Here is an 18,868-nt window from a genome sequence, read left to right on the forward strand (position 1 = left end):
GGAAGTGTGGGCAATGGGCGACCAGGGCATCTCCGGAAACCGGTGACGCCCCCGCCGGCGCCGCCGGCATGACCAGCGGGGCAGTACGTCAGGCGATCGGCGGGCGCCGCGAGGACCAGTCGGTCAGTCCCTCGAAGGCGGCGGCCGCGGCCAGGACGGCGGCGTCCGCGCGGAGGGGGCCGATGATCTGCAGACCGACGGGCAGACCCGCCTCGGTGAAGCCGCAGTTGACGCTGATCGCGGGCAGCATCGCGTGGGTCGGCGACTCCGTCATCCGGTGGAAGTCCAGCATGGGGTCGCGCACCGGCTTGCCGTTGACGTGGGTGTTGCCCGCCTCCTCGCCGGGGTGCGGGAACGCGGTGACCGGCATCGTCGGCGTGACGATGAGGTCGTGGCCGGCCAGGACGGTGAGGAACGAGCGCAGGATCTCGGCCCGCGTCATCTGCTGGACCTGGTGGTATTCGATGGCCGACATGGCGCGTCCCTGCTCGGCCATGCGGCGCACGGCGGGATGGAGCGGCAGGTCCCCCAGCCGGCCGGCCGGTGTCGGCATGTCGAGGCCCATCGCGACGCCGGGGGCGTACACGTTGTGGAAGTAGTCGATCGGGTCGGGGACGGTCATCTCCACCTGCTCGACGTGCGCGCCCCCGGCCGTCTCCAGGGTGCGTACCGCGGCCTCGACGACGGAGAGGACCTCCCGGTCGATCTCGGCGCTGCCGAAGTCGGGAGAGAAGGCGATCCGAAGGCCCGCGAGCGAGGCGTTCAGCGTGGCCGACTCGAAGCTCGCGTCGGGCAGCGGGGCACTGAGCGGCAGGGTCGGGTGCGGTCCCGCGGTGACGTCGAGCAGCAGTGCCGCGTCCCTGACATTGCGGGTGAGCGGACCGACGACCGCGGAGGTCTCGAAGGGCGACTCACCGCCGGGGACCAGGTTCGGTGTCGGCTTGTACCCCACGACACCGCAGCAGGCTGCCGGGACCCGGATGGACCCGCCGCCGTCCGAACCCCAGGCGAAGGGCGCGACGCCGCACGCGACGGAGGCCGCCGCCCCGCCACTCGACCCGCCGGACGTGTGCGTCGGGGCGGCCCACGGCGTAGAGGTCCTGCCGGTCAGGTCCGACTCCGTGATGCCCAGCATGCCGAACAGCGGGGTGGTGGTCTTGCCGATGAGAATGGCGCCCGCGCCCTTCAGCCTCGACCACGCGATGTCGTCGTGTTCGGGGACGTAGTCGCGGAAGGCGGCGGATCCGAAGGTGGTGCGCACCCCCTCCGTGGCGGTGAGGTCCTTGACGGTGATCGGGACGCCATGGAGCGGCCCGAGTTCGTCGCCGCGCGCGATCCGCGCCTCCGCCTCCTTCGCCTGCTCCAGTGCCTGTTCGCGCACGACGGTGACGAACGCGTTGATCCCCGGCTCGACCTTGTCGAGCTGCTCCAGGACCGCGGTGACCGCCTCCGTGGGGGACAGTTCCTTGGCGCGGATGGCCGCGGCCATCTCGTGGCCCGGCATCCAGACGATGTCTTCGTTGCCCATATGTCGATCCTCAGTTCTCGAGCGTCCACAGGACGCGCCACTCGGCGACCATCGCCGGCTTGTCACGCCCCTCGACCTCATAGGCGCAGTCGAGGAGTACGAGATATCCGTCCTGCCGTGGCGTCACCTCCCGAAGGGTTCCGCGCACCCGGAAGCGGTCCGCCACGGTGAGCGGACTGACGAAGCGCACGCGGTCGAGGCCGTAGTTCCAGCCACTCCACTTCGGGTCTTCGACGTACACCACCTCATTGACGAGGTGGTCCAGGAGGGCCAGGACGTAGAAGCCCTCCATCAGTCCTTGGGGGAAGTTCCCACCGTCCAGCACATGCTTGTTGTCGAGCACGTAGGTCACCTCGTCGAAGGCCTCGTTGCGCCGCGGCGACACCGCGAACCAGCTTCCGACGAACTCGCCCCCGGCGAGCGAGGGCACCTCGGCCCATGGCGCGGAAAGCGCCCTGATCCGCGAAACCGACAGGTCCATGCACATTCCCTTTGTGTACAACGCTCTTCATATAAAACCCGTTACACTACTGAGGAATTCATCCGGAACGGGAAAACGCCTCAGATACCGGGAGCCTGGTTGCCTCGCCCGATCGACCACCACGAACGCCGCCTGGAGATCGCCAACGCGGCCATCCGCATCCTCGCCGCGGGAGGCACCCAGGCGCTGACGCTGAAGAGCCTCGCCAAGGAGCTGGGCGGTTCCATCACCCTCGTGACCCACTTCTTCTCCAACCGCGACGAGTTGTTCGTCGCGATCACCGACGAGCTGATCAGTTCGTACGACCCCCTCATGGAGGAGGTCGATCACGGAGAGGTCGGCTACGACAGGCTGCTCAACCTGCTCCGGTGGATGGTCCCGACCGAGGAGGAGGACGTGACGGCGGAGACCGGACGGATCGCGCTGGTGCCCCATCGCGGCGAGCACGACTCGATCGGTCACTTCTTCGACGCGATGGAGGACCGGATGCGCGCCCTGCTCCGCGAGCGGCTGCGGGATCTGGTCCCCGACGACGACCTCGAACCGTCGGTCGGCTATCTGCGGGCCCTGACCAACGGCGTCACCCTGTCGGCGGTCGAGCATCCGGACCTGTGGCCGCCGGACCGGATCGAGTGGGTGCTCGAACGCGGCCTGCGCGGGCTCGGTCTGCCGCGTCCGGCCGGTGCACCGGACGCCGCCGCACGCTAGTCGGCGCGGCGGCCCCGGGGGCACGCGGCTCACTCCCTGGCCACGGTCAGCTCGGTCCTGCGGCGGGGCACCCACCCCGGCCGCGGGACGGCGTCGATCAGTGTCCGGGTGTACTCCTCACGGGGACTGCCGAGCACCTCGGCAGTCGCGCCCTCCTCCACCACCCGCCCGTTCCGCATCACCGCGCAGTGGTCGCTGATCTGACGGACGACCGCGAGGTCGTGGGAGATGAACAGATAGGTGATGCCGGTCTGTCGGCGAATGTCGATCAGCAGGTTGAGCACCTGTGCCTGGACGCTGACGTCCAGTGCCGAGACGGCCTCGTCCAGGATCAGCAGCTTCGGTTCCATGGAGAGCGCCCTGGCGATCGCCACCCGCTGGCGCTGTCCGCCGGAGAGGTTGCCGGGGAACTCGCCCGCGTGTTGCTCGTCCAGCCCGACCCGGGTGAGGAGTTCGAGCACCCGGGTGCGCCGCTCGGTTCTGCTCAACCGGTGGTGGATTCCCAGGAGTTCCTCGATCCCGTTCCCCACCCGCTGGCGCGGATCGAGGGAGCCGAAGGGGTCCTGGAAGACCATCTGGACCGGTCGCGCCGTCCGCCCGCGGTGCCTTCGGCGCTGGGTGTCGGTCTCGCCGTCCAGCGTCACCGTGCCGGCGTCGGCCGTCTCCAGACCGGCGACGATGCGGGCGGTGGTCGTCTTGCCCGACCCGGACTCGCCGACGATCGCCAGACACGACCCGCGCGGGATGTCGAAGGACACGTCGTCGACCGCGACATGCTCTCCGCGTCCCTCGGCGTCACGGGTGACGAAGGTCTTCCGCAGACCCCGTACCTCAAGGATGTTGTCGGTCATACGGACTCCCCCACCAGGACGTCGGACAGCTCGTCGGCTCGGTGGCAGGCGACGCTCCGGTCCCCGGAACCGCTCAGCGCGGGGCGCTCCAGGCGGCAGCGGTCCGTCGCGAACTCGCACCTCGACGCGAACACGCAGCCCTCCCCGGCCTCGAAGGCCGACAGCGGCCGGCCGGGAATCGGACGGAGTTCGTCGACCGCGTCCAGGCGGGGGCGTGAGCGGAGCAGCCCGGCCGTGTAGGGGTGCCGGGGGCGGGAGACGAGCGACGACGAGGGGCCCTGCTCCACGATCACACCGGCGTACATCACGGCCAGCGAGTCGTTGATCGCCGCCGCGAGGTCCAGGTCGTGGGTGATGAAGAGGAGGCCGAGCGAACGTTCGCGGATCTGCTCGGAGAGGATCGCCACGACCTCGGCCTGGACCGTCGGGTCGAGCGCGGTCGTCGGCTCGTCGGCGAGCACGAGCGACGGCGAGGGCATCAGCGCCATGACGATCATCATCCGCTGGAGCAGTCCGCCGGACAATTCGTGCGGGTACTGCTCCATGCGACGGGGCGCGTCGGCTATGCCCACGTCCCGCAGCAGGACGCACGCCCGGTCGCGGGCCTCGGCGCGGGACATCAGCTTGCCGGCCACGACCGCCTCGACGAGGAAGTCACCCATTTTCACGAGGGGGTTGGTGTACGACCGCGGGTCCTGGTGGATCATCGAGACGTCCTGGCCGCGGTAGGCGGCCCAGCGCGGGCGGTCGAAGGCTGAGAGGTCGTCCCCGCGGAACCTGACGGCACCGGAGACCACGGCCCCCTTCGGCAGCAGGCCCATCACGGACTTCGTGGTCATCGACTTCCCGGACCCCGACTCGCCGACGAGGCCCACCGAGGCCCCGGGCGGCACGCTCAGGCTCACGTCGTGGATGACCCGGCGCCTGCCGTCGGCCCGCCCACGCCCCGGCAGATCGATACGGAGGTGCTCGATGTCGAGCAGTGCGGAAGTCATCGCCGTCCTCCAGCGCGTGAACCGAGGCGTTCGCCCAGGGTGTTGAACGCCACCACCGAGATCAGGATCATCAGGCCCGCGGACAGGCTCTGCTGCATGGCCCCGTCGAGCAGCTCCGCCTGCCCCTCGCTGACCATCAGGCCCCACTCGGCCTGCGGGGGCTGGATGCCGACGCCCAGGTAGGAGGCCGCTCCGAAGTCCATGAGCGCCGAGCCGAAGCTGATCGTCGCCTGGGCCAGGACGATCGGGAGGAGGTTGCGCAGGATGTGGTGGGCGCAGATGCGCCAGGCCGACATGCCGGCGAGTTCGCAGGCTTCGACGTAGGCCATGTTCCGCTCGGTCACCGCCGAACTCCGCACCACACGGGCGACGTAGGGCGTGTAGACGAGCGACAGCGCGAGCACGGGCGCCCAGAACCCGCCGCCGGACACGGCGCCCGCCACGATCGCCACCAGGATCCCGGGCAGTGCGAAGACGACGTTGAAGACCTTGGACAGCAGCGAGTCGACGAGGCCGCCCCGCCAGGCCGCGGCGATCCCGAGGCCGGTGCCCAGGGCGAGGCTCAGGACGACGATCAGTCCGGGCCCCATGAAGCTGAGGCGGGCGCCGTGGAGAATCCGGGAGAGGATGTCGCGGCCGAGGGAGTCGGTGCCGAGCAGATGGTCCGCGCCCGGCCCCTGGCTCGCCGCGAGGAGGTCGGCCTCGCTGGGCGGGTACGGTGCGAGCAGCGGACCGACCAGGGCGAGCAGGACCAGTACCGAGCAGATCACGGCGGCCGACAGGAGCACCGGATCGGCCCGCCGGACCGACCGGCCGATGCGGGCGGCCCGCCCGGCCGGCAGAGCGAGGGTGGTCACCTGTTGCCTCCGGTGGTCCGGGTCCGCGGGTCGAGGACCGTCTGTGCGAGGTCGAGCAGGGTGGTGACCGCGACGAAGATGACGACGATCAGCATCGAGATGGCCATGACGACCGGGTAGTCCTTGTTGGTCACGCTCTTCATCAGCAGTGATCCGATTCCGTCGACCGAGAACGCGGTCTCGACGACGACCGATCCGGCGACCAGTCCGGCCACCGTGAGCCCGGAGGCGGTCATGACGGGAAGCGCGGCGTTGCGCAGGACGTGCCGGCGGAAGACGAGTCCGCGCCCGAGCCCTCGGCCGACGGCCGTGGCCACATGGTCCTTGCCCGCCTGCTCGCGCACGGCGGCCGTCGTCATCTGCGCCACGTAGGCCGTCCAGCCGAGGGACAGCGCGACGGCCGGCAGCAGCAGATGGCGCAGTCGGTCGGCGAACCCGTCGCCGGCGCCGTACGTCGGGAACCAGCCGAGCTGCACGGCGAAGATCCCGATGAGGATGCTTGCCGAGACGAAGGCGGGGACGGAGAGGCCCATGCCGACGAACGCGCCGATGACGGGCCGCCAGCGGTCGCTCAGGCCGCCGACCGCGCCGAGGGCGACTCCGCAGACCACGATGATGACAGCGGCGAGGAGGACGAGCGTCAGGGTGGTCGCGATCCGCGGCTCGATGAGTCCGGACACGTCCTGGCGGTAGGTGATGGACCGTCCGAAGTTTCCCTGGACGGCATCGGCGACCCAGTGGACGTACCGGACGGGCAGTGGCTCGTCGAGTCCGAGTTGGGCCCGGGCCGCCGCGCGCTGTTCCTTCGTCGCCCGCTGGCCGACCACCTGGTCGACGGGGTCTCCCGGGGTGAGCGCCAGCGCGGCGTAGATGAGGAACGAGGCGGCCAGGGCGGTCGCCGCCGCGCCCAGCAGAGCGCGTACGACCGCTCGCACCACGGGCAGGCCGGGCCAGGGGCGGGACCGGCGCGCGAAGCCGCCGGCTACAGAGGTGGTTGTCATATTCGTGCAGTCCCAGTCAGGCCGAGGGAGCGAAGGGGATGACGCGGGCGGGGCACCCGTCGCGGCGTCACGCGGCCGATCCGATGAACGCCATGTTCGGCATCGACCAGTACGCGAAGGAGGTGACCGCCCCGGCGAGACGCTTGTTGAGGAAGGTCACCGTGTCGGTGGCGACCAGCGGGATGGTGAGGTTGGCCGCCTCCCAGCGCTGCTGCGCCTTGATGACGATCTCGGCCCGCTTGGCGCTGTCGAAGGTGCTCGCCGCTTCGTCGAGCAGCTTCGCGGTCGCCGCGTCGTGGTAGTTGACGTAGTTGTACGGCGATCCCGGCAGGTAGGCGAACTGGGCGGGCTCCAGCGGGTCGCTGACGGAGTTGAAGCTCGACCCGAACATCAGGTCGATCCCCTTGCGCTTGCTCGCGTCGTAGCCGGCCTGCTGGAACGCCAGCGCTCCCATGCTCTGGAGTTTGAGGTTGATGCCGGCCTGCTTGGCCTGCTGCTGGACCAGCTGGACGATCCGGCTCGCGGTGGGGTCACCGGCCCCGTAGGCGAGCACGAGGTCCTGCCCGTTGTATCCGGACTCCTCGACCAGTTGCTTCGCCGCCTTGAGGTCGTACGACCTGGACTTCTCGAATTGCTTGTAGGCCGTCTCGTACGCGGTGGTCTGGTCCGTGGGCCAGGTCCGCGGGGTGACGAAGGTGTAGAGGGGTTGACCGGCCCCGCGGTAGACGGCCTCGGCCAGGGCCGCACGGTCGATGACGCGCTGGAGCGCGGCGCCGAGCTTCGGGTCCTCGGTCAGCACGCCCGTGTTGGCGATGCTCAGCGCGTCGCTCTGGGTGGACGGTCCGAAGTAGAGGTTGCCGGTCTTCGACTTCTCCAGTGCCTGGATCGCGGTGGGCGGCAGCTCGTACGCGCCGTCCATCTCGCCCGCGTCGAGCGCCTTCGTCAGTGCGGTGGTGTCGGTGACGAAGGTGAACTTGACGTGCTTGGCCAGGGGTTTGCGCGTGGCGTCCCAGTAACTGTCGTTCCGCGTCATCGTGATGGAGTCGCCGGACTTCCACCGGTCGAGCTTGAAGGGCCCGCTGCACATCAGCCCGCCCGCGGCGGTGCCGAAGTCCTTGCCGGCCTTTTCCGTGTACGCCTTCTCGACCACGACCCCGGCGATATTCGTCATCTCCGTGTTGAACTTCTCGTCGGGCACGGAGAATTCAACCGTGACCTCCTTGGCACCGGTTGCCTTGACCGACTTCACCGACGCGAAAAAGCTGCTGACGATACTGCTCTTCTTCGCGCGTTCGAGACTGAAGGCCACGTCCTGCGCGGTCACCGGATTGCCGTCCCAGAATCGCGCGTTGCCGCGAAGGGTGTAGACAAGTTCTGTCGGGGACACCTGCTTGTAGTCCGCGAGCCCCGGAGACATGTTGTAGTCCGCGTCGTAGCGGACGAGGGTGTCGCAGAGGTTCATCACGACCTGGCCGCCGCCGTAGGTCGCCGCGTTCGGCGGGTCCAGGGTGTCCGGCTCACCGCTGGTCAGGTTCCAGGTGACCTGGTCGACCTTGCCCGCCGCGGTCCCCGCCGTGGAGACGAGTTCACGCTTGTCCGCACCGGAGTTCCGCGAAGAGCCGTCGGATTTTCCGGAACAGGCGCCGACCGTCACGGTGAGCGCGACGGCGAAGCCGATGAGAGGTGCCTTGCGCCATGGGCGAAGAGGCGTCACGGCCAGGGACATGAGGGTCTCCTTGGTGTGCGCGGAGCGACGCTCCGAGATCGCCCCGTAGAGCGAGGCGCGCTGTGCATAACAGTCACTGTATAGCGGGTGTTATTCAACAAAGCCAGGGTTCACGCAGGATTTACAGGTACGTTCCATGCGGGCATCGAGAGCGGTTGCCCGGCCGGCGGGCGACCGGCCGTCGAGATCCGGCGCGGACCGCTACGGGACCGGCCGGGCCGCGCCCTCCGGGTACTGCCAGATCCTGGGGCAGCCCCTGGGCTTCGCCCTACCGTCACTGTGTAGCAAGCTTTATATAAAGCTCGACACATTGTCCAGGGCGTGGCCCGGCAGGCCCTGGCACTGCCCCCTCAGGCGACCTGCCGGGAGCCACCGGACAGGGAGGTGCCGTACCGGCGCCCGTGCCGGGCGGAGGCTTCGGCCCGTACCGGGGTACGGATCCACGAGAACGCGCCCGCCGCGCTGCCGGAGAGCGCCGCCACCGTAGGGATCGGGCGGTCCGTACCCCGTTGGCCCGCCTCTTCGACACCCGACAGGAGCACACATGGCCACCACGGTCGACGCCGTCGTCGTCGGATCCGGAGTGAACGGCCTGGTCGCCGCCGCCGAACTCGCGAAGGCCGGCTGGTCGGTCGCCCTCGTCGAACGCGCCGACCGGCTGGGCGGCTTCATCGCCACCGAGGAACGTACCGTCCCCGGATACCTGCACGACACGTACTCCTCCTGGCACCCGCTGTTCGTCTCGGGCCCCGCGTACGCCGCGCTCGGCGCCGATCTGCACCGGCACGGCCTGCGCTACCTCAACGCCGACGCGTTCGTCACCGGCACGGTCGCGGACGACGGCCGGGTGGTGCTGGCCCACCGTGCTCCGGAGGCGACCGCGGCCGCGTTCACCCACCCGGAGGACGGCGCCGCCTACCTCGCGATGCTGCAACGCTTCCTCGACAACGCCGACGCGATCGGGGGCTTCCTCGGCAGCGAGCCGCGTTCACCGCAGGTGCTGCGCCACGCGGTCAGGTTGCTGCGCCACGAGAAGCCGGCCGGTACGGAGGCCTGGCTGCGGGACACGGTCACCAGCGGCCGCTCCTACTGCCGCCGCGAGTTCCACGGGGACGAGGCGGATCTGCTGTGGGTGCCCTGGCTGCTGCATGCGGGGCTGTCGCCCGACCATGCCTCCGGCGCGCTCATGCTCCCGATCCTGGCCGCGACCGTCCACGGCTTCGGTCTGCCGGTGGTGGCGGGCGGGGCCGGCCGCTTCGTGGACGCGTTCCGGGCACTGCTCTCCGAGTGGCAGGTGGACGTCCGTACCGGACACACCGTGGAGCGGGTCGTGGTGAACGGCGACGGGCGCGCCGTCGGTGTCGTCTGCGAGGGTGAGACCCTGCTCGCCCGCCGCGCCGTCCTGGCCTCGGTGACCCCGTCCGCGCTGTACGGCGAGTTGCTGCCCGCCGACGCCCGCGTCTCCCCCACGGTTCGCGCGCAGGCCGGCCGGTTCCGCCACGGCCGGGCCGCGATGCAGCTCCACGTCGCGCTCTCCGCCCCGCCGGCCTGGAACGACGACCGGCTGGCCGGCGTACCGCTGCTGCATCTCAGTGACGGTTCGGCGAGCACCGGCATCGCCTGTGCCGAGGCGGAGGCGGGGCTGCTGCCGCGTCGGCCGACGGTCGTCGTGGGACAGCAGCACGTGCTGGATCCCTCGCGGGTTCCGGAGGGCGGCGCGGCGCTCTGGCTGCAGCTCCAGGAGCTGCCCTTCGCCCCGGCCGGGGACGCCGGGGAGGAACTCGACGTGTCCGCCGGCTGGACGAAGGAGCTGGCGGAGGGGTACGCCCGGCGGGTGCTCGCCCGGGTCGCGCGGCACGCCCCCGATCTGCCGGACAAGCTGCTCGCCCTGGACGTCGTCACGCCCGCCGACCTGGCGGCGGCCAACCCCAACGCGGTCGCCGGTGATCCGTACGGCGGCTCGGCCGAGCTGGACCAGAACCTGCTCTGGCGCCCCTTGCCGGCCGCTTCCCGGCACGCGACACCGGTGCCGGGGCTGTGGCACATCGGCGCCTCGACACACCCCGGCCCCGGTCTCGGCGGCGGCTCCGGCCATCTCGCCGCCCAGCAGTTGCTGCGCCGGGGCCGCCGCTCGCGCGGGCACTGACGCCGTTCACCCGGCCGCGGGAAAACGTCCTGGCCGTCTCCGGAGGGATTCCCGTTCTCCCGGGTGCCGGCCAGGACGGCTGCCGTTCGCCGCGAGGGCGCGGAGGTTCAGACGGTGGCGGGCCGGACGAGGCGTTCGTCGGGGATCACCGCGACGCCGAGGATCTCGATCAGGGCCTCGGGCTGCCACAGGCCCGTGGTGCCGATGCCGGCCATCGCGGGATAGACCGGCCCCGCGAGCTCGCGCCACACCGCCCCGATCTCCCTGCCGTGCGCCTGGTAGTCCGGGATGTCGGTCAGGTGGAGCGTGATGCTCACCAGGTCCTCCGGGATGCCACCGGCTTCCTTCAGCGTGGCGAGGACGTTGCCGAACGCCTGCCGGAACTGCTCGACGATCCCGCCGGTGACGATCTTCATGTTCTTGTCCAGAGCGGTCTGGCCGCCCAGGTAGAGCGTGTTGCCGCTGAGCGTCCCGTGCGAGTAGCCGCTGGGCTTGGGCAGGGACGCGGGGTTCACCGGAACCGGGGCCGAGTTGATCGCCATGGAGAACTCCTGCGGGGGCGTTGCCGGGTCTGTGCCGGATCTGTGCTGTCTGGCGCCACACCGTAGCATCTATTGACAGAGATGTGACGCTCGCGGAAATAATGAAATATCGAGAAGGAGCACACCGCGCCTGAGGGAGAGAAGAACCCATGCGTCTTTCGACCGTCGCCCACGCCGCCGGTACCAGCGCCGCGGTGCTCGACAGGAGCACCTGGCGGGCGCTGCCGGCCGGCGACCTGTCGGCCCTGCTGGCGGCGGTGCCGGTCCGGCAGGTGGCCGGCCTGGCCGGGGACGCGCTGGTCGACGCCGTTCCGGTGCTGCCGCTGCCGGCTCCGGGCAAGGTGATCTGCTGCGGGCTGAACTACGCCGACCACATCCGGGAGACCGGGCGCGAGCTGCCGTCGTACCCCACGCTCTTCCCGAAGTACGCGGACACTCTCACCGGTCCCGAGGCCGACATCGTGCTGCCGGCCGGTCTCCAGGTGGACTGGGAGGCCGAGCTGGCCGTGGTGGTCGGTGCCACCCTGCGCCGCGCCGACCGGGCGACCGCGCTGGCCGGGATCGCCGGGTACACCGTGGCGAACGACATCTCGGTGCGTGACTGGCAGTACCGCACCCTGGAGTGGTTCCAGGGCAAGGCCTGGGACGCCTCCACCCCCGTCGGCCCGGTGGTCGTGACCCCGGACGAGGTCGACCCGACGGCGGGCCTGGAGGTGATCTGCCGCGTGAACGGCGAGCAGGTCCAGCGGGACACCACCAAGACGCTGGTGTTCGACGCCGCCGACCTGCTCGCGTACATCTCGACGTTCACCGTGCTGCGCCCCGGCGACCTCGTGCTGACCGGCACGCCCGGCGGCGTCGGAGTCGCCCGGGAGCCCAAGCGCTTCCTCGCCGACGGGGACATCGTGGAAACGGAGATATCCGGAATCGGCACGCTCCGCAACACCGTGCGCCTCACCCGCTGACCCCGGTCGGCGCCGACGCTTCACCCGCTCGCACCCACTGGCACCCGCCCGCACCCGCTGGTCCGCCGACGCCCCCTTCATCCACCGGCTTGGAGTCCTCATGAACCCCGATCCCAGTCAGTACGTCCCCGGGCAGCAGGTCCCCGGGCAGTACGTCCTCGACGGCGACAACTCGATGTACGCCACCGAGAGCGGCCTGGTGGTACCGGTCGTCACCCGCGGCGGTACGGAACCCGGCGACACCGGGCAGTCCGCCGGTGCCACCCGGATCTCGGGCGTCAGCATCCAGCACACCCCGGCCACCCGGCTCTGGTTCGGCAAGGTCCACAACGACGGCGGCTACCGCTCGGTGCCCCACCACCACGGCGAGGCCGAGACCGGCGGCTATGTGCTCTCCGGCCGGGCCCGGATCTACTTCGGCGCGAAGTTCGAGGACTACATCGACATGGCGGAGGGCGACTGGGTGTTCGTCCCGCCGTTCCTGCCCCACGTCGAGTGCAACCTCGACCGCAACAACCCGCTGACCTGGATGACGACCCGTACCCCGGAGAACATCGTGGTCAACCTCCCCCAGGTCGCGGACGCGGACCTGCGCGACTGGACGGACCGCCCCTGATGACCGACACCACCTCCGAGGTCTTCACCGCCGCCGTCACCCTCACCCCCGCCGAGGCCGAGCGCTTCGACCTCGCCTTCACGGCGGTCACCCAGCCCTGCCCGTGGCCCAAGGCGTACGGCGGCGATCTGGTCGCCCAGGCCGCGGCGGCGGCGATGAAGTCCGTCGACGACGGCAAGACGCTGCACTCCATGCACTCCTACTTCATGCGCCCCGCCGACATCGGCGCCGAGGTCCGCTACGAGGTGGAGCTGCTGCGCGACGGCCGCGGCTACGCGACCCGGCAGGTGCGCGGCTACCAGAACGGCAAGCCGCTCTACGTCTGCCTGGCCAACTTCGCCGCCGGCGAGCCCGGCGGGAGCTACGGCGAAGACCTCCCGGACTGGCTGGACGCCTCGGGCCTGCCCGATCCGGAGGAACTGCCGAGTTCCGCGGAGTATCTCGCCGGGCGGACCGGCGGGACGATGACCGAGGTCTCCAGGGACTACTGGTGCGGCGGCCGGGGCTTCGACATGCGCCATGTGCCGGGGCCGGTCTACCTCGACGTCGAGGGCGAGCGGAAGCCCCACCAGGCGGTCTGGGTGAGGCCGTTCGACACCTTGCGGCCGGTCGACGGGCTCACGGACGCGCAGCGGGACACGGCCGCCCTCGCCTACGTCTGCGACTACACGATCCTGGAGCCGGTGCTCCGCGTCCTCGACCTGCCCTGGGCGCGGGAAGGGCTGGTCACGGCCAGCCTCGACCACGCGATGTGGTTCCACCGGGCGCCGGGGGCGGGTGTGGTGGACGGCTGGCTGCTCTACGCCCAGCAGGCGGTCGCGGCCGACGACGGCAGGGGGCTCGCCGCGGGCCGCTTCTTCACCCCGGACGGCACGCACCTGGCCACCGTCGTCCAGGAAGGGATGATCCGGGCCGCCGAGATCCGCGCCGCCGAGGGAGGGCGACGATGACCCTGTCGCCCTCGGGGCACACCGACACCTTCGCCCGCGACCACCTTCCGCCGGCCGGGCAGTGGCCGGTGCTGGAGTTCACCACCGAGGCGCTCCGGTACCCGGAACGGCTCAACGCCGCCGTCGAGCTGATCGACCGCCCGCTGGCGGCCTTCGGCCCCGACCGCCCCGCGCTGCGCACCCCCGACGGCGACGTCTGGACCTACGGCGAGCTCCGGCGGCGGGCCGACCAGATCGCCCAGGTGCTCACCGAGGACCTCGGCCTGGTGCCCGGCAACCGGGTGCTGCTGCGCTCCCCCAACACCCCCTGGACCGTGGCCGCGTGGCTGGGCGTGGTGAAGGCCGGCGGGATCGTCGTCACCACCATGGCCGTACTGCGGGCGGGCGAGCTGGCGCCCGTCGTGGCGAAGACCCGGCCGGTCGTCGCACTGGTCGACCACCGCTTCCTCGACGACGTGTCCGCGGTACGGGACTCGGTCGCGCCGGACCTGGTCGTCGTGCCGTACGGCGGCGACACGGCCGACGACCTGAGCAACCGGGTCGAGGCGAAGGCGGGGCGGTTCGAGGCCGCCGACACCGCCGCCGACGACGTCGCGCTGTTCGGGCCGACCTCGGGCACCACCGGCGTCCCGAAGATCACCACCCACTTCCACCGCGACATCCTGTCGATCGACAACACCTTCGGGAAGCACACGCTCCGGCTGCTCCCCGAGGACCTGGTCGCCTGCACCGCCCCGCTCGCCTTCACCTTCGGCCTCGGCATGCTGGTCGTGTTCACCCTGCGGGCGGGCGCCTGTGCCTTCCTCACCGAGTCGGTGCCGCCGGCCGGACTCGCCGACCTCGTCGCCGAGCACGGGGTGACCGTCCTGGCCACCGCCCCGACCGCGTACCAGCAGATCCTCAAGTCCGGGAAGGCGGACCGGCTCACCGGGCTGCGCCGCGCGGTCAGCGCGGGCGAACACATCCCGCAGGCCCTGTGGGAGGAACTGCGCGACCGGCTCGGCCTCAAGGTCATCGACGGGATAGGCGCCACCGAGATGCTGCACATCTTCATCTCGGCCGACGGCGACGACATCCGCCCCGGGGCGACCGGCAAGCCCGTGCCCGGCTACCGCGCGGCCATCCTGGCACCGGACGGCAAGGAACTCGGGCCCGGCGCCGAGGGCCTGCTCGGCGTGATCGGCCCGGTCGGCTGCCGCTACCTCGACGACGAACGGCAGGCCGCCTACGTCCTGGGCGGCTGGAACATCACCGGTGACACCTTCCTCCGAGACAAGGAGGGCTACTACTGGTACCGGGCGCGCAACGACGGACTGATCGTGTCGTCCGGGTACAACATCGCGGGTCCCGAGGTGGAGGCCGCCATCCTCACCCACCCGGACGTCGTGGAGGCGGCGGTCGTCGCGGCGCCGGACGCCGAACGCGGCTCGGTCGTCTGCGCGTTCGTCGTCCTGCGCGAGGGAGTGGCCGGTGACGCGGCGGCGGCCCGGGGCATCCAGGACCACGTCAAACGGCAGATCGCGCCGTACAAGTACCCGCGCGACGTGCGCTTCACCGACTCGCTGCCGCGCAACCCGAGCGGCAAGCTCCAGCACTTCAAGCTCCGTCGGATCGTCACGGAGCAGAGCGCGACAGAACAGATCGCGACGGACCAGATGGTGGCAGAACAGATCGTGGCAGAACAGATCGTGGAGGACCGGCCATGAGGATCGCTATCGCGGGCGGCGGCCCCGGGGGGCTGTACTTCGCCGCCCTGATGAAGCAGCTCGACCCGGCCCACGAGGTCACCGTCTGGGAGCGCAACGCGCCCGACGACACCTTCGGGTTCGGCGTGGTCTTCTCCGACGAGACCCTCGGCGGCATCGACAACGCCGACGACGTCGTGCACGCCGCGATGGAGAACCGGTTCGCCCGCTGGACGGACATCGACGTCGAGGTCGACGGCGAGCGGTTCACCGTGGGCGGTCAGGGCTTCGCGGCGATGAGCCGCAAGGAGCTGCTGGGGATCCTCCAGCGGCGGGCCGCCGATCTCGGCGTCACCGTCCACTACCGCACCGAGGCCCCCGACGTGGACGAACTGCGCGCCACGCACGACCTGGTGCTGGCCGCCGACGGCCTCAACTCCGCCATCCGCACCAAGTACGCCGACGTGTTCGGGCCGTCCCTGGACCGGCGGCACAACAAGTACATCTGGCTCGGCACCGACCTGGTCTTCGAGGCGTTCCAGTTCTTCGTCAGGCAGACGGAGTGGGGCACCATGCAGATCCACGGCTACCCCTACTCCGACACCGGCTCGACCTTCATCGTCGAGATGCACGAGGACGTCTGGCGGCGGGCCGGCTTCGACCGCACCGAGGACCAGGTGTTCCCGCCGGGCGTCTCCGACGACTACGCCGTGGCCCGGATCGCGGAGATCTTCGCCGACGAGCTGCAGGGCCACCGGGTCCTCACCAACAACTCCAAGTGGCTGAACTTCACGACGGTCCGCAACGAACGCTGGTCCGACGGCAACGTGGTGCTGCTCGGCGACGCCGCCCACACCGCGCACTTCTCGATCGGCTCGGGCACCAAGCTCGCCATGGAGGACGCCCTCGCCCTCGCCGCCTGCCTGCACGAGCACCCGACGGTGGCCGAGGCGCTGGCCGCCTACGAGACCGAGCGCAAGCCGGTCGTCGAGTCGACCCAGCGGGCCGCGCAGGCGTCGCTGGAGTGGTTCGAGAACATCGGCATGTACGCGGGCCAGGACCCGGCGCAGTTCGTCTTCAACCTGCTCACCCGCTCACGGCGCATCACCTTCGAGAACCTCAAGGAGCGCGACGCCGAGTTCGCCGCGCTGATGGAGTCCGAGTTCGCCCGCCACCAGCAGGCCCCCGAGGTCGCCCCGGCGATGTTCCAGCCGGTCCGGATCGGCCCGCTCGAACTGAAGAACCGGATCATCGTCTCCCCGATGGACATGTACTCCTCGGACTCCGGTGTCCCCGGCGACTTCCACCTGGTGCACCTGGGCTCCAAGGCGCTGGGCGGCGCCGGCCTGGTGATGAGCGAGATGGTGTGCGTGTCGCCCGAGGGCCGGATCACGCCGGGCTGCCCGGGGCTGTGGACCGACGAGCAGCGCGACGCCTGGCGCCGGGTCACGGACTTCGTCCACGACCGTACGACCGGGAAGATCGGCCTCCAGCTCGGCCACTCGGGCCGCAAGGGCTCGACCAAGCTCATGTGGGACGGCATGGACGAGCCGCTCGACGACGGCAACTGGGAGGTCATCGGCCCCTCGGCGCTCCCGTACGGCACCGGCTGCCACGTCCCCCGGGAGGCCACCCGCGAGGACCTGGACAAGGTGGTCGCCGACTTCATCGCCGCCGCCGTTCGCGGGGTCGCGGCCGGCTTCGACCTCGTCGAGGTGCACGCAGCCCACGGCTATCTGCTCTCCTCCTTCCTCTCCCCCGTCGCCAACCGGCGCACCGACGAGTACGGCGGCTCCCTGGAGAACCGGCTGCGCTTCCCGCTGGAGGTCTTCGACGCGGTCCGCCAGGTCGTCCCGCCCGGCATCCCGGTCACGGTCCGCATCTCGGCGACCGACTGGATGCCGGACGGCAACACCGCGGACGACGCGGTGCGGATCGCCCGCGCGTTCATCGAGCACGGCGCCGCCGCCATCGACGTCTCCTCCGGCCAGGTCGCCAAGGACGAGAAGCCCGCGTTCGGCCGCTCCTACCAGACCCCGTTCGCCGACCGGATCCGCCACCAGGTGGCCGGGCCCGCGGGGGTGCCGGTGATCGCGGTCGGGGCCATCTCCTCGTACGACGACGTGAACTCGATCCTGCTCGCCGGTCGGGCCGACCTGTGCGCCCTCGGCCGTACCCACCTCTACAACCCGCAGTGGACCCTCCAGTCGGCGGCGGAGCAGGAGTACATCGGGGCCGGTGCCGAGTGGCCGGTGCAGTGGGCGGCGGGCCGGCGCAAGCCGCCCACCTCCCGCACCGACAAGATCCCGCCCCGGCTGTCGCTGCTGCGCGCGGGCGCCGCTGGCGATGTGCACCTGCGCTGGACCCCGGCCGCGCGCACGGTGCCGGCATGACCGCCGCGCCCCCGGCCGCGCACGCGGTCGGCGTGCACCGGACGCGTATCGAGTGGATCGACACGGACGCGGCCGGGATCTACCACAACAGCACGGTCGTACGGTTCGTGGAGGCGGCGGAGGCCTCGCTCATGGCCGGGCTCGGTCTCCACGGCTACTTCCCGGTGGCGCCCCGCGTCCGCTACGAGGTGGACTTCGAGTCGCCGCTGTTCTTCGGCCAGGACGTGCGCACGGTCGTGGAAGTGGTGCGGATCGGCACCAGCTCGATGACCTTCGCCTTCAAGGTCTGGGGCGAGGAGTTCCAGGGCCGTCCGCGCGCCCGGGCCGCGCACGGCCGTTATGTGACGGCGCACATCGGCCGCGACCACGCGAGCGGTGCCGTGAGCGTGCCCTGGCCGCAGGAGTGGGTCGCGGCGCTGACCGGTCCCGTTCGATCGACCGGGGCGGTCCGATCATGCGATCCCGGTCCGGCATACTCACTGGAATGAGCGAGACGAAGGGCGACCGGCCCACCACAGCGGCGCGCCGGTCCCGGACCGTGCTCGTGAGTTTTCTCGGCGCCATCGTGCGCAAGATGGGCAACTGGATGCCCATCGCCGGCACGGTCGAGTTGCTGACCGCGTCGGGGCTGGACGCCGCGAGCGTCCGGACGGCGGTCTTCCGGCTCAAGAAGCGCGGCTGGCTGGAGTCGGAGAGCCGCGCGGGGATGCGCGGTTACGCGCTGACGCCGGCCGCGCTGGAGGCGCTGGCCGCCGGTGACGAGGTCATCTGGCACGCCCGGCAGCCGGCCGAACTCGGCGACGGCTGGTGCTTCGTGAACTTCTCCGTGCCCGAGTCCGCCCGCGCGCTGCGCCACCAGCTGACCGCCCACCTGACCTCACTGGGCTTCGGCAACATCGGCTCCGCGGTCTGGATCGCGCCCGCCCGGATGCTCCCGGCCGCGCAGCGCGCCATCGCCGAACTGGACCTCACCGAGCAGTGCGCCGTCTTCGTCGGCGACTACGTCGCCGGGCAGCCGCTGACCGCCATGGTCCGGGGCGGCTGGGACCTCGACGAGATCGACCTGCGCTACCGGGAGTTCATCACCGCGTACGAGGGTGAGGCGCGGCGCCTCACGGAGGCCGCGGTCATCGACGGGCGGCAGGCCTACGTCACGTACCTCGCCGTGATCGACCACTGGCGCAAGCTCCCGTTCCGCGACCCCGGACTGCCCCGCGAGGTGCTGCCCGAGCACTGGTCCGGCCCCGCCGCCGTCCACCTCTTCGAACGCATGGTCGCGATCCTGGAGGGCCGGGCGCTGGCCCATGCGGCCGCGTACTGGTCCTCGCCGTCCTGACCGCGCCGTGGCAAAGCCCGTCGGGGGCGCTGAACCAGCCGAGAGGGCGTGGCCGGCAGCTACCGGCTCGCCGCCCAACACCCGGACG

At 70.9% G+C, this 18,868-nt stretch carries 18 protein-coding genes; 9 read left to right on the plus strand and 9 right to left on the minus strand.

Annotated elements, in window-relative coordinates:
• Positions 1–88 precede the first annotated feature (88 nt).
• Positions 89–1,528 (minus strand): amidase, encoded by a 1,440-nt coding sequence (locus tag AB0D85_RS09120; protein ID WP_362315955.1) that lies wholly within the window; start codon positions 1,526–1,528, stop codon positions 89–91.
• Positions 1,529–1,538: 10 nt separating this feature from the next.
• Positions 1,539–2,009, minus strand: coding sequence for a hypothetical protein (locus AB0D85_RS09125; RefSeq protein WP_362315958.1), 471 nt, complete (start codon positions 2,007–2,009; stop codon positions 1,539–1,541).
• Positions 2,010–2,108: 99 nt separating this feature from the next.
• Between AB0D85_RS09125 and AB0D85_RS09130 the strand changes: the two genes are divergently transcribed.
• Complete coding sequence (locus tag AB0D85_RS09130) at positions 2,109–2,717, plus strand: TetR/AcrR family transcriptional regulator (protein ID WP_362315961.1); 609 nt, start codon at positions 2,109–2,111, stop codon at positions 2,715–2,717.
• Positions 2,718–2,746: 29 nt separating this feature from the next.
• Here AB0D85_RS09130 and AB0D85_RS09135 read toward each other — a convergent pair whose 3' ends face one another.
• From AB0D85_RS09135 to AB0D85_RS09160, 6 genes are all read right to left on the minus strand, one after another.
• A complete protein-coding gene (locus tag AB0D85_RS09135; RefSeq protein ID WP_362315963.1) occupies positions 2,747–3,568 on the minus strand; it encodes an ATP-binding cassette domain-containing protein in 822 nt (273 codons plus the stop codon).
• Positions 3,565–4,563, minus strand: coding sequence for an ABC transporter ATP-binding protein (locus AB0D85_RS09140; RefSeq protein ID WP_362315966.1), 999 nt, complete (start codon positions 4,561–4,563; stop codon positions 3,565–3,567). Before AB0D85_RS09140 ends, AB0D85_RS09135 begins: the two co-directional genes overlap by 4 nt.
• Positions 4,560–5,420, minus strand: coding sequence for an ABC transporter permease (locus AB0D85_RS09145; RefSeq protein ID WP_362315969.1), 861 nt, complete (start codon positions 5,418–5,420; stop codon positions 4,560–4,562). Before AB0D85_RS09145 ends, AB0D85_RS09140 begins: the two co-directional genes overlap by 4 nt.
• Positions 5,417–6,421, minus strand: a complete 1,005-nt coding sequence (locus tag AB0D85_RS09150) for an ABC transporter permease (RefSeq protein WP_362315972.1) — start codon at positions 6,419–6,421, stop codon at positions 5,417–5,419. The genes AB0D85_RS09145 and AB0D85_RS09150 overlap by 4 nt, the downstream gene beginning before the upstream one ends.
• Positions 6,422–6,488: 67 nt before the next feature.
• A complete protein-coding gene (locus tag AB0D85_RS09155) occupies positions 6,489–8,147 on the minus strand; it encodes an ABC transporter substrate-binding protein (RefSeq protein ID WP_362315975.1) in 1,659 nt (552 codons plus the stop codon).
• A gap of 350 nt (positions 8,148–8,497) precedes the next feature.
• The gene (locus AB0D85_RS09160; RefSeq protein ID WP_362315977.1) at positions 8,498–8,629 is read right to left on the minus strand and encodes a hypothetical protein; all 132 of its coding nucleotides are present in this window, start codon (positions 8,627–8,629) and stop codon (positions 8,498–8,500) included.
• A 62-nt stretch (positions 8,630–8,691) separates the two neighbouring features.
• On the opposite strand from AB0D85_RS09160, the gene AB0D85_RS09165 reads away from it, so the two are divergent.
• Entirely contained in the window at positions 8,692–10,293 is a 1,602-nt protein-coding gene (locus AB0D85_RS09165; RefSeq protein WP_362315980.1) for an NAD(P)/FAD-dependent oxidoreductase, read from the plus strand.
• Between the two features lie 107 nt (positions 10,294–10,400).
• On the opposite strand, the gene AB0D85_RS09170 is transcribed toward AB0D85_RS09165, so the two are convergent.
• Positions 10,401–10,835 carry a RidA family protein gene (locus AB0D85_RS09170; RefSeq protein ID WP_362315982.1) on the minus strand — a complete coding sequence of 145 codons (435 nt, stop codon included), beginning with the start codon at positions 10,833–10,835 and terminating at the stop codon, positions 10,401–10,403.
• Positions 10,836–10,984: 149 nt separating this feature from the next.
• Here AB0D85_RS09170 and AB0D85_RS09175 point away from each other — a divergent pair, with 149 nt between their 5' ends.
• The 7 genes from AB0D85_RS09175 (at position 10,985) to AB0D85_RS09205 (ending at position 18,780) form a co-directional block, all read left to right on the plus strand.
• The gene (locus AB0D85_RS09175; protein WP_362315985.1) at positions 10,985–11,800 is read left to right on the plus strand and encodes a fumarylacetoacetate hydrolase family protein; all 816 of its coding nucleotides are present in this window, start codon (positions 10,985–10,987) and stop codon (positions 11,798–11,800) included.
• Between the two features lie 100 nt (positions 11,801–11,900).
• Positions 11,901–12,416: a cupin domain-containing protein gene (locus AB0D85_RS09180; protein ID WP_362315988.1), complete on the plus strand. Its 516-nt coding sequence runs from the start codon at positions 11,901–11,903 to the stop codon at positions 12,414–12,416.
• Positions 12,416–13,366 carry an acyl-CoA thioesterase domain-containing protein gene (locus AB0D85_RS09185; RefSeq protein WP_362315991.1) on the plus strand — a complete coding sequence of 317 codons (951 nt, stop codon included), beginning with the start codon at positions 12,416–12,418 and terminating at the stop codon, positions 13,364–13,366. Before AB0D85_RS09180 ends, AB0D85_RS09185 begins: the two co-directional genes overlap by 1 nt.
• Positions 13,363–15,072, plus strand: coding sequence for an AMP-binding protein (locus AB0D85_RS09190; protein ID WP_362315994.1), 1,710 nt, complete (start codon positions 13,363–13,365; stop codon positions 15,070–15,072). Before AB0D85_RS09185 ends, AB0D85_RS09190 begins: the two co-directional genes overlap by 4 nt.
• Complete coding sequence (locus AB0D85_RS09195; protein ID WP_362315996.1) at positions 15,069–17,444, plus strand: bifunctional salicylyl-CoA 5-hydroxylase/oxidoreductase; 2,376 nt, start codon at positions 15,069–15,071, stop codon at positions 17,442–17,444. The genes AB0D85_RS09190 and AB0D85_RS09195 overlap by 4 nt, the downstream gene beginning before the upstream one ends.
• Positions 17,441–17,932 carry a hotdog domain-containing protein gene (locus AB0D85_RS09200; RefSeq protein WP_362316000.1) on the plus strand — a complete coding sequence of 164 codons (492 nt, stop codon included), beginning with the start codon at positions 17,441–17,443 and terminating at the stop codon, positions 17,930–17,932. Before AB0D85_RS09195 ends, AB0D85_RS09200 begins: the two co-directional genes overlap by 4 nt.
• A complete protein-coding gene (locus AB0D85_RS09205; protein ID WP_362316002.1) occupies positions 17,929–18,780 on the plus strand; it encodes a PaaX family transcriptional regulator C-terminal domain-containing protein in 852 nt (283 codons plus the stop codon). The genes AB0D85_RS09200 and AB0D85_RS09205 overlap by 4 nt, the downstream gene beginning before the upstream one ends.
• Positions 18,781–18,868: the final 88 nt, after the last annotated feature.

Source organism: Streptomyces sp. NPDC048277 (assembly GCF_040652235.1).
Lineage (GTDB): Bacteria > Actinomycetota > Actinomycetes > Streptomycetales > Streptomycetaceae > Streptomyces.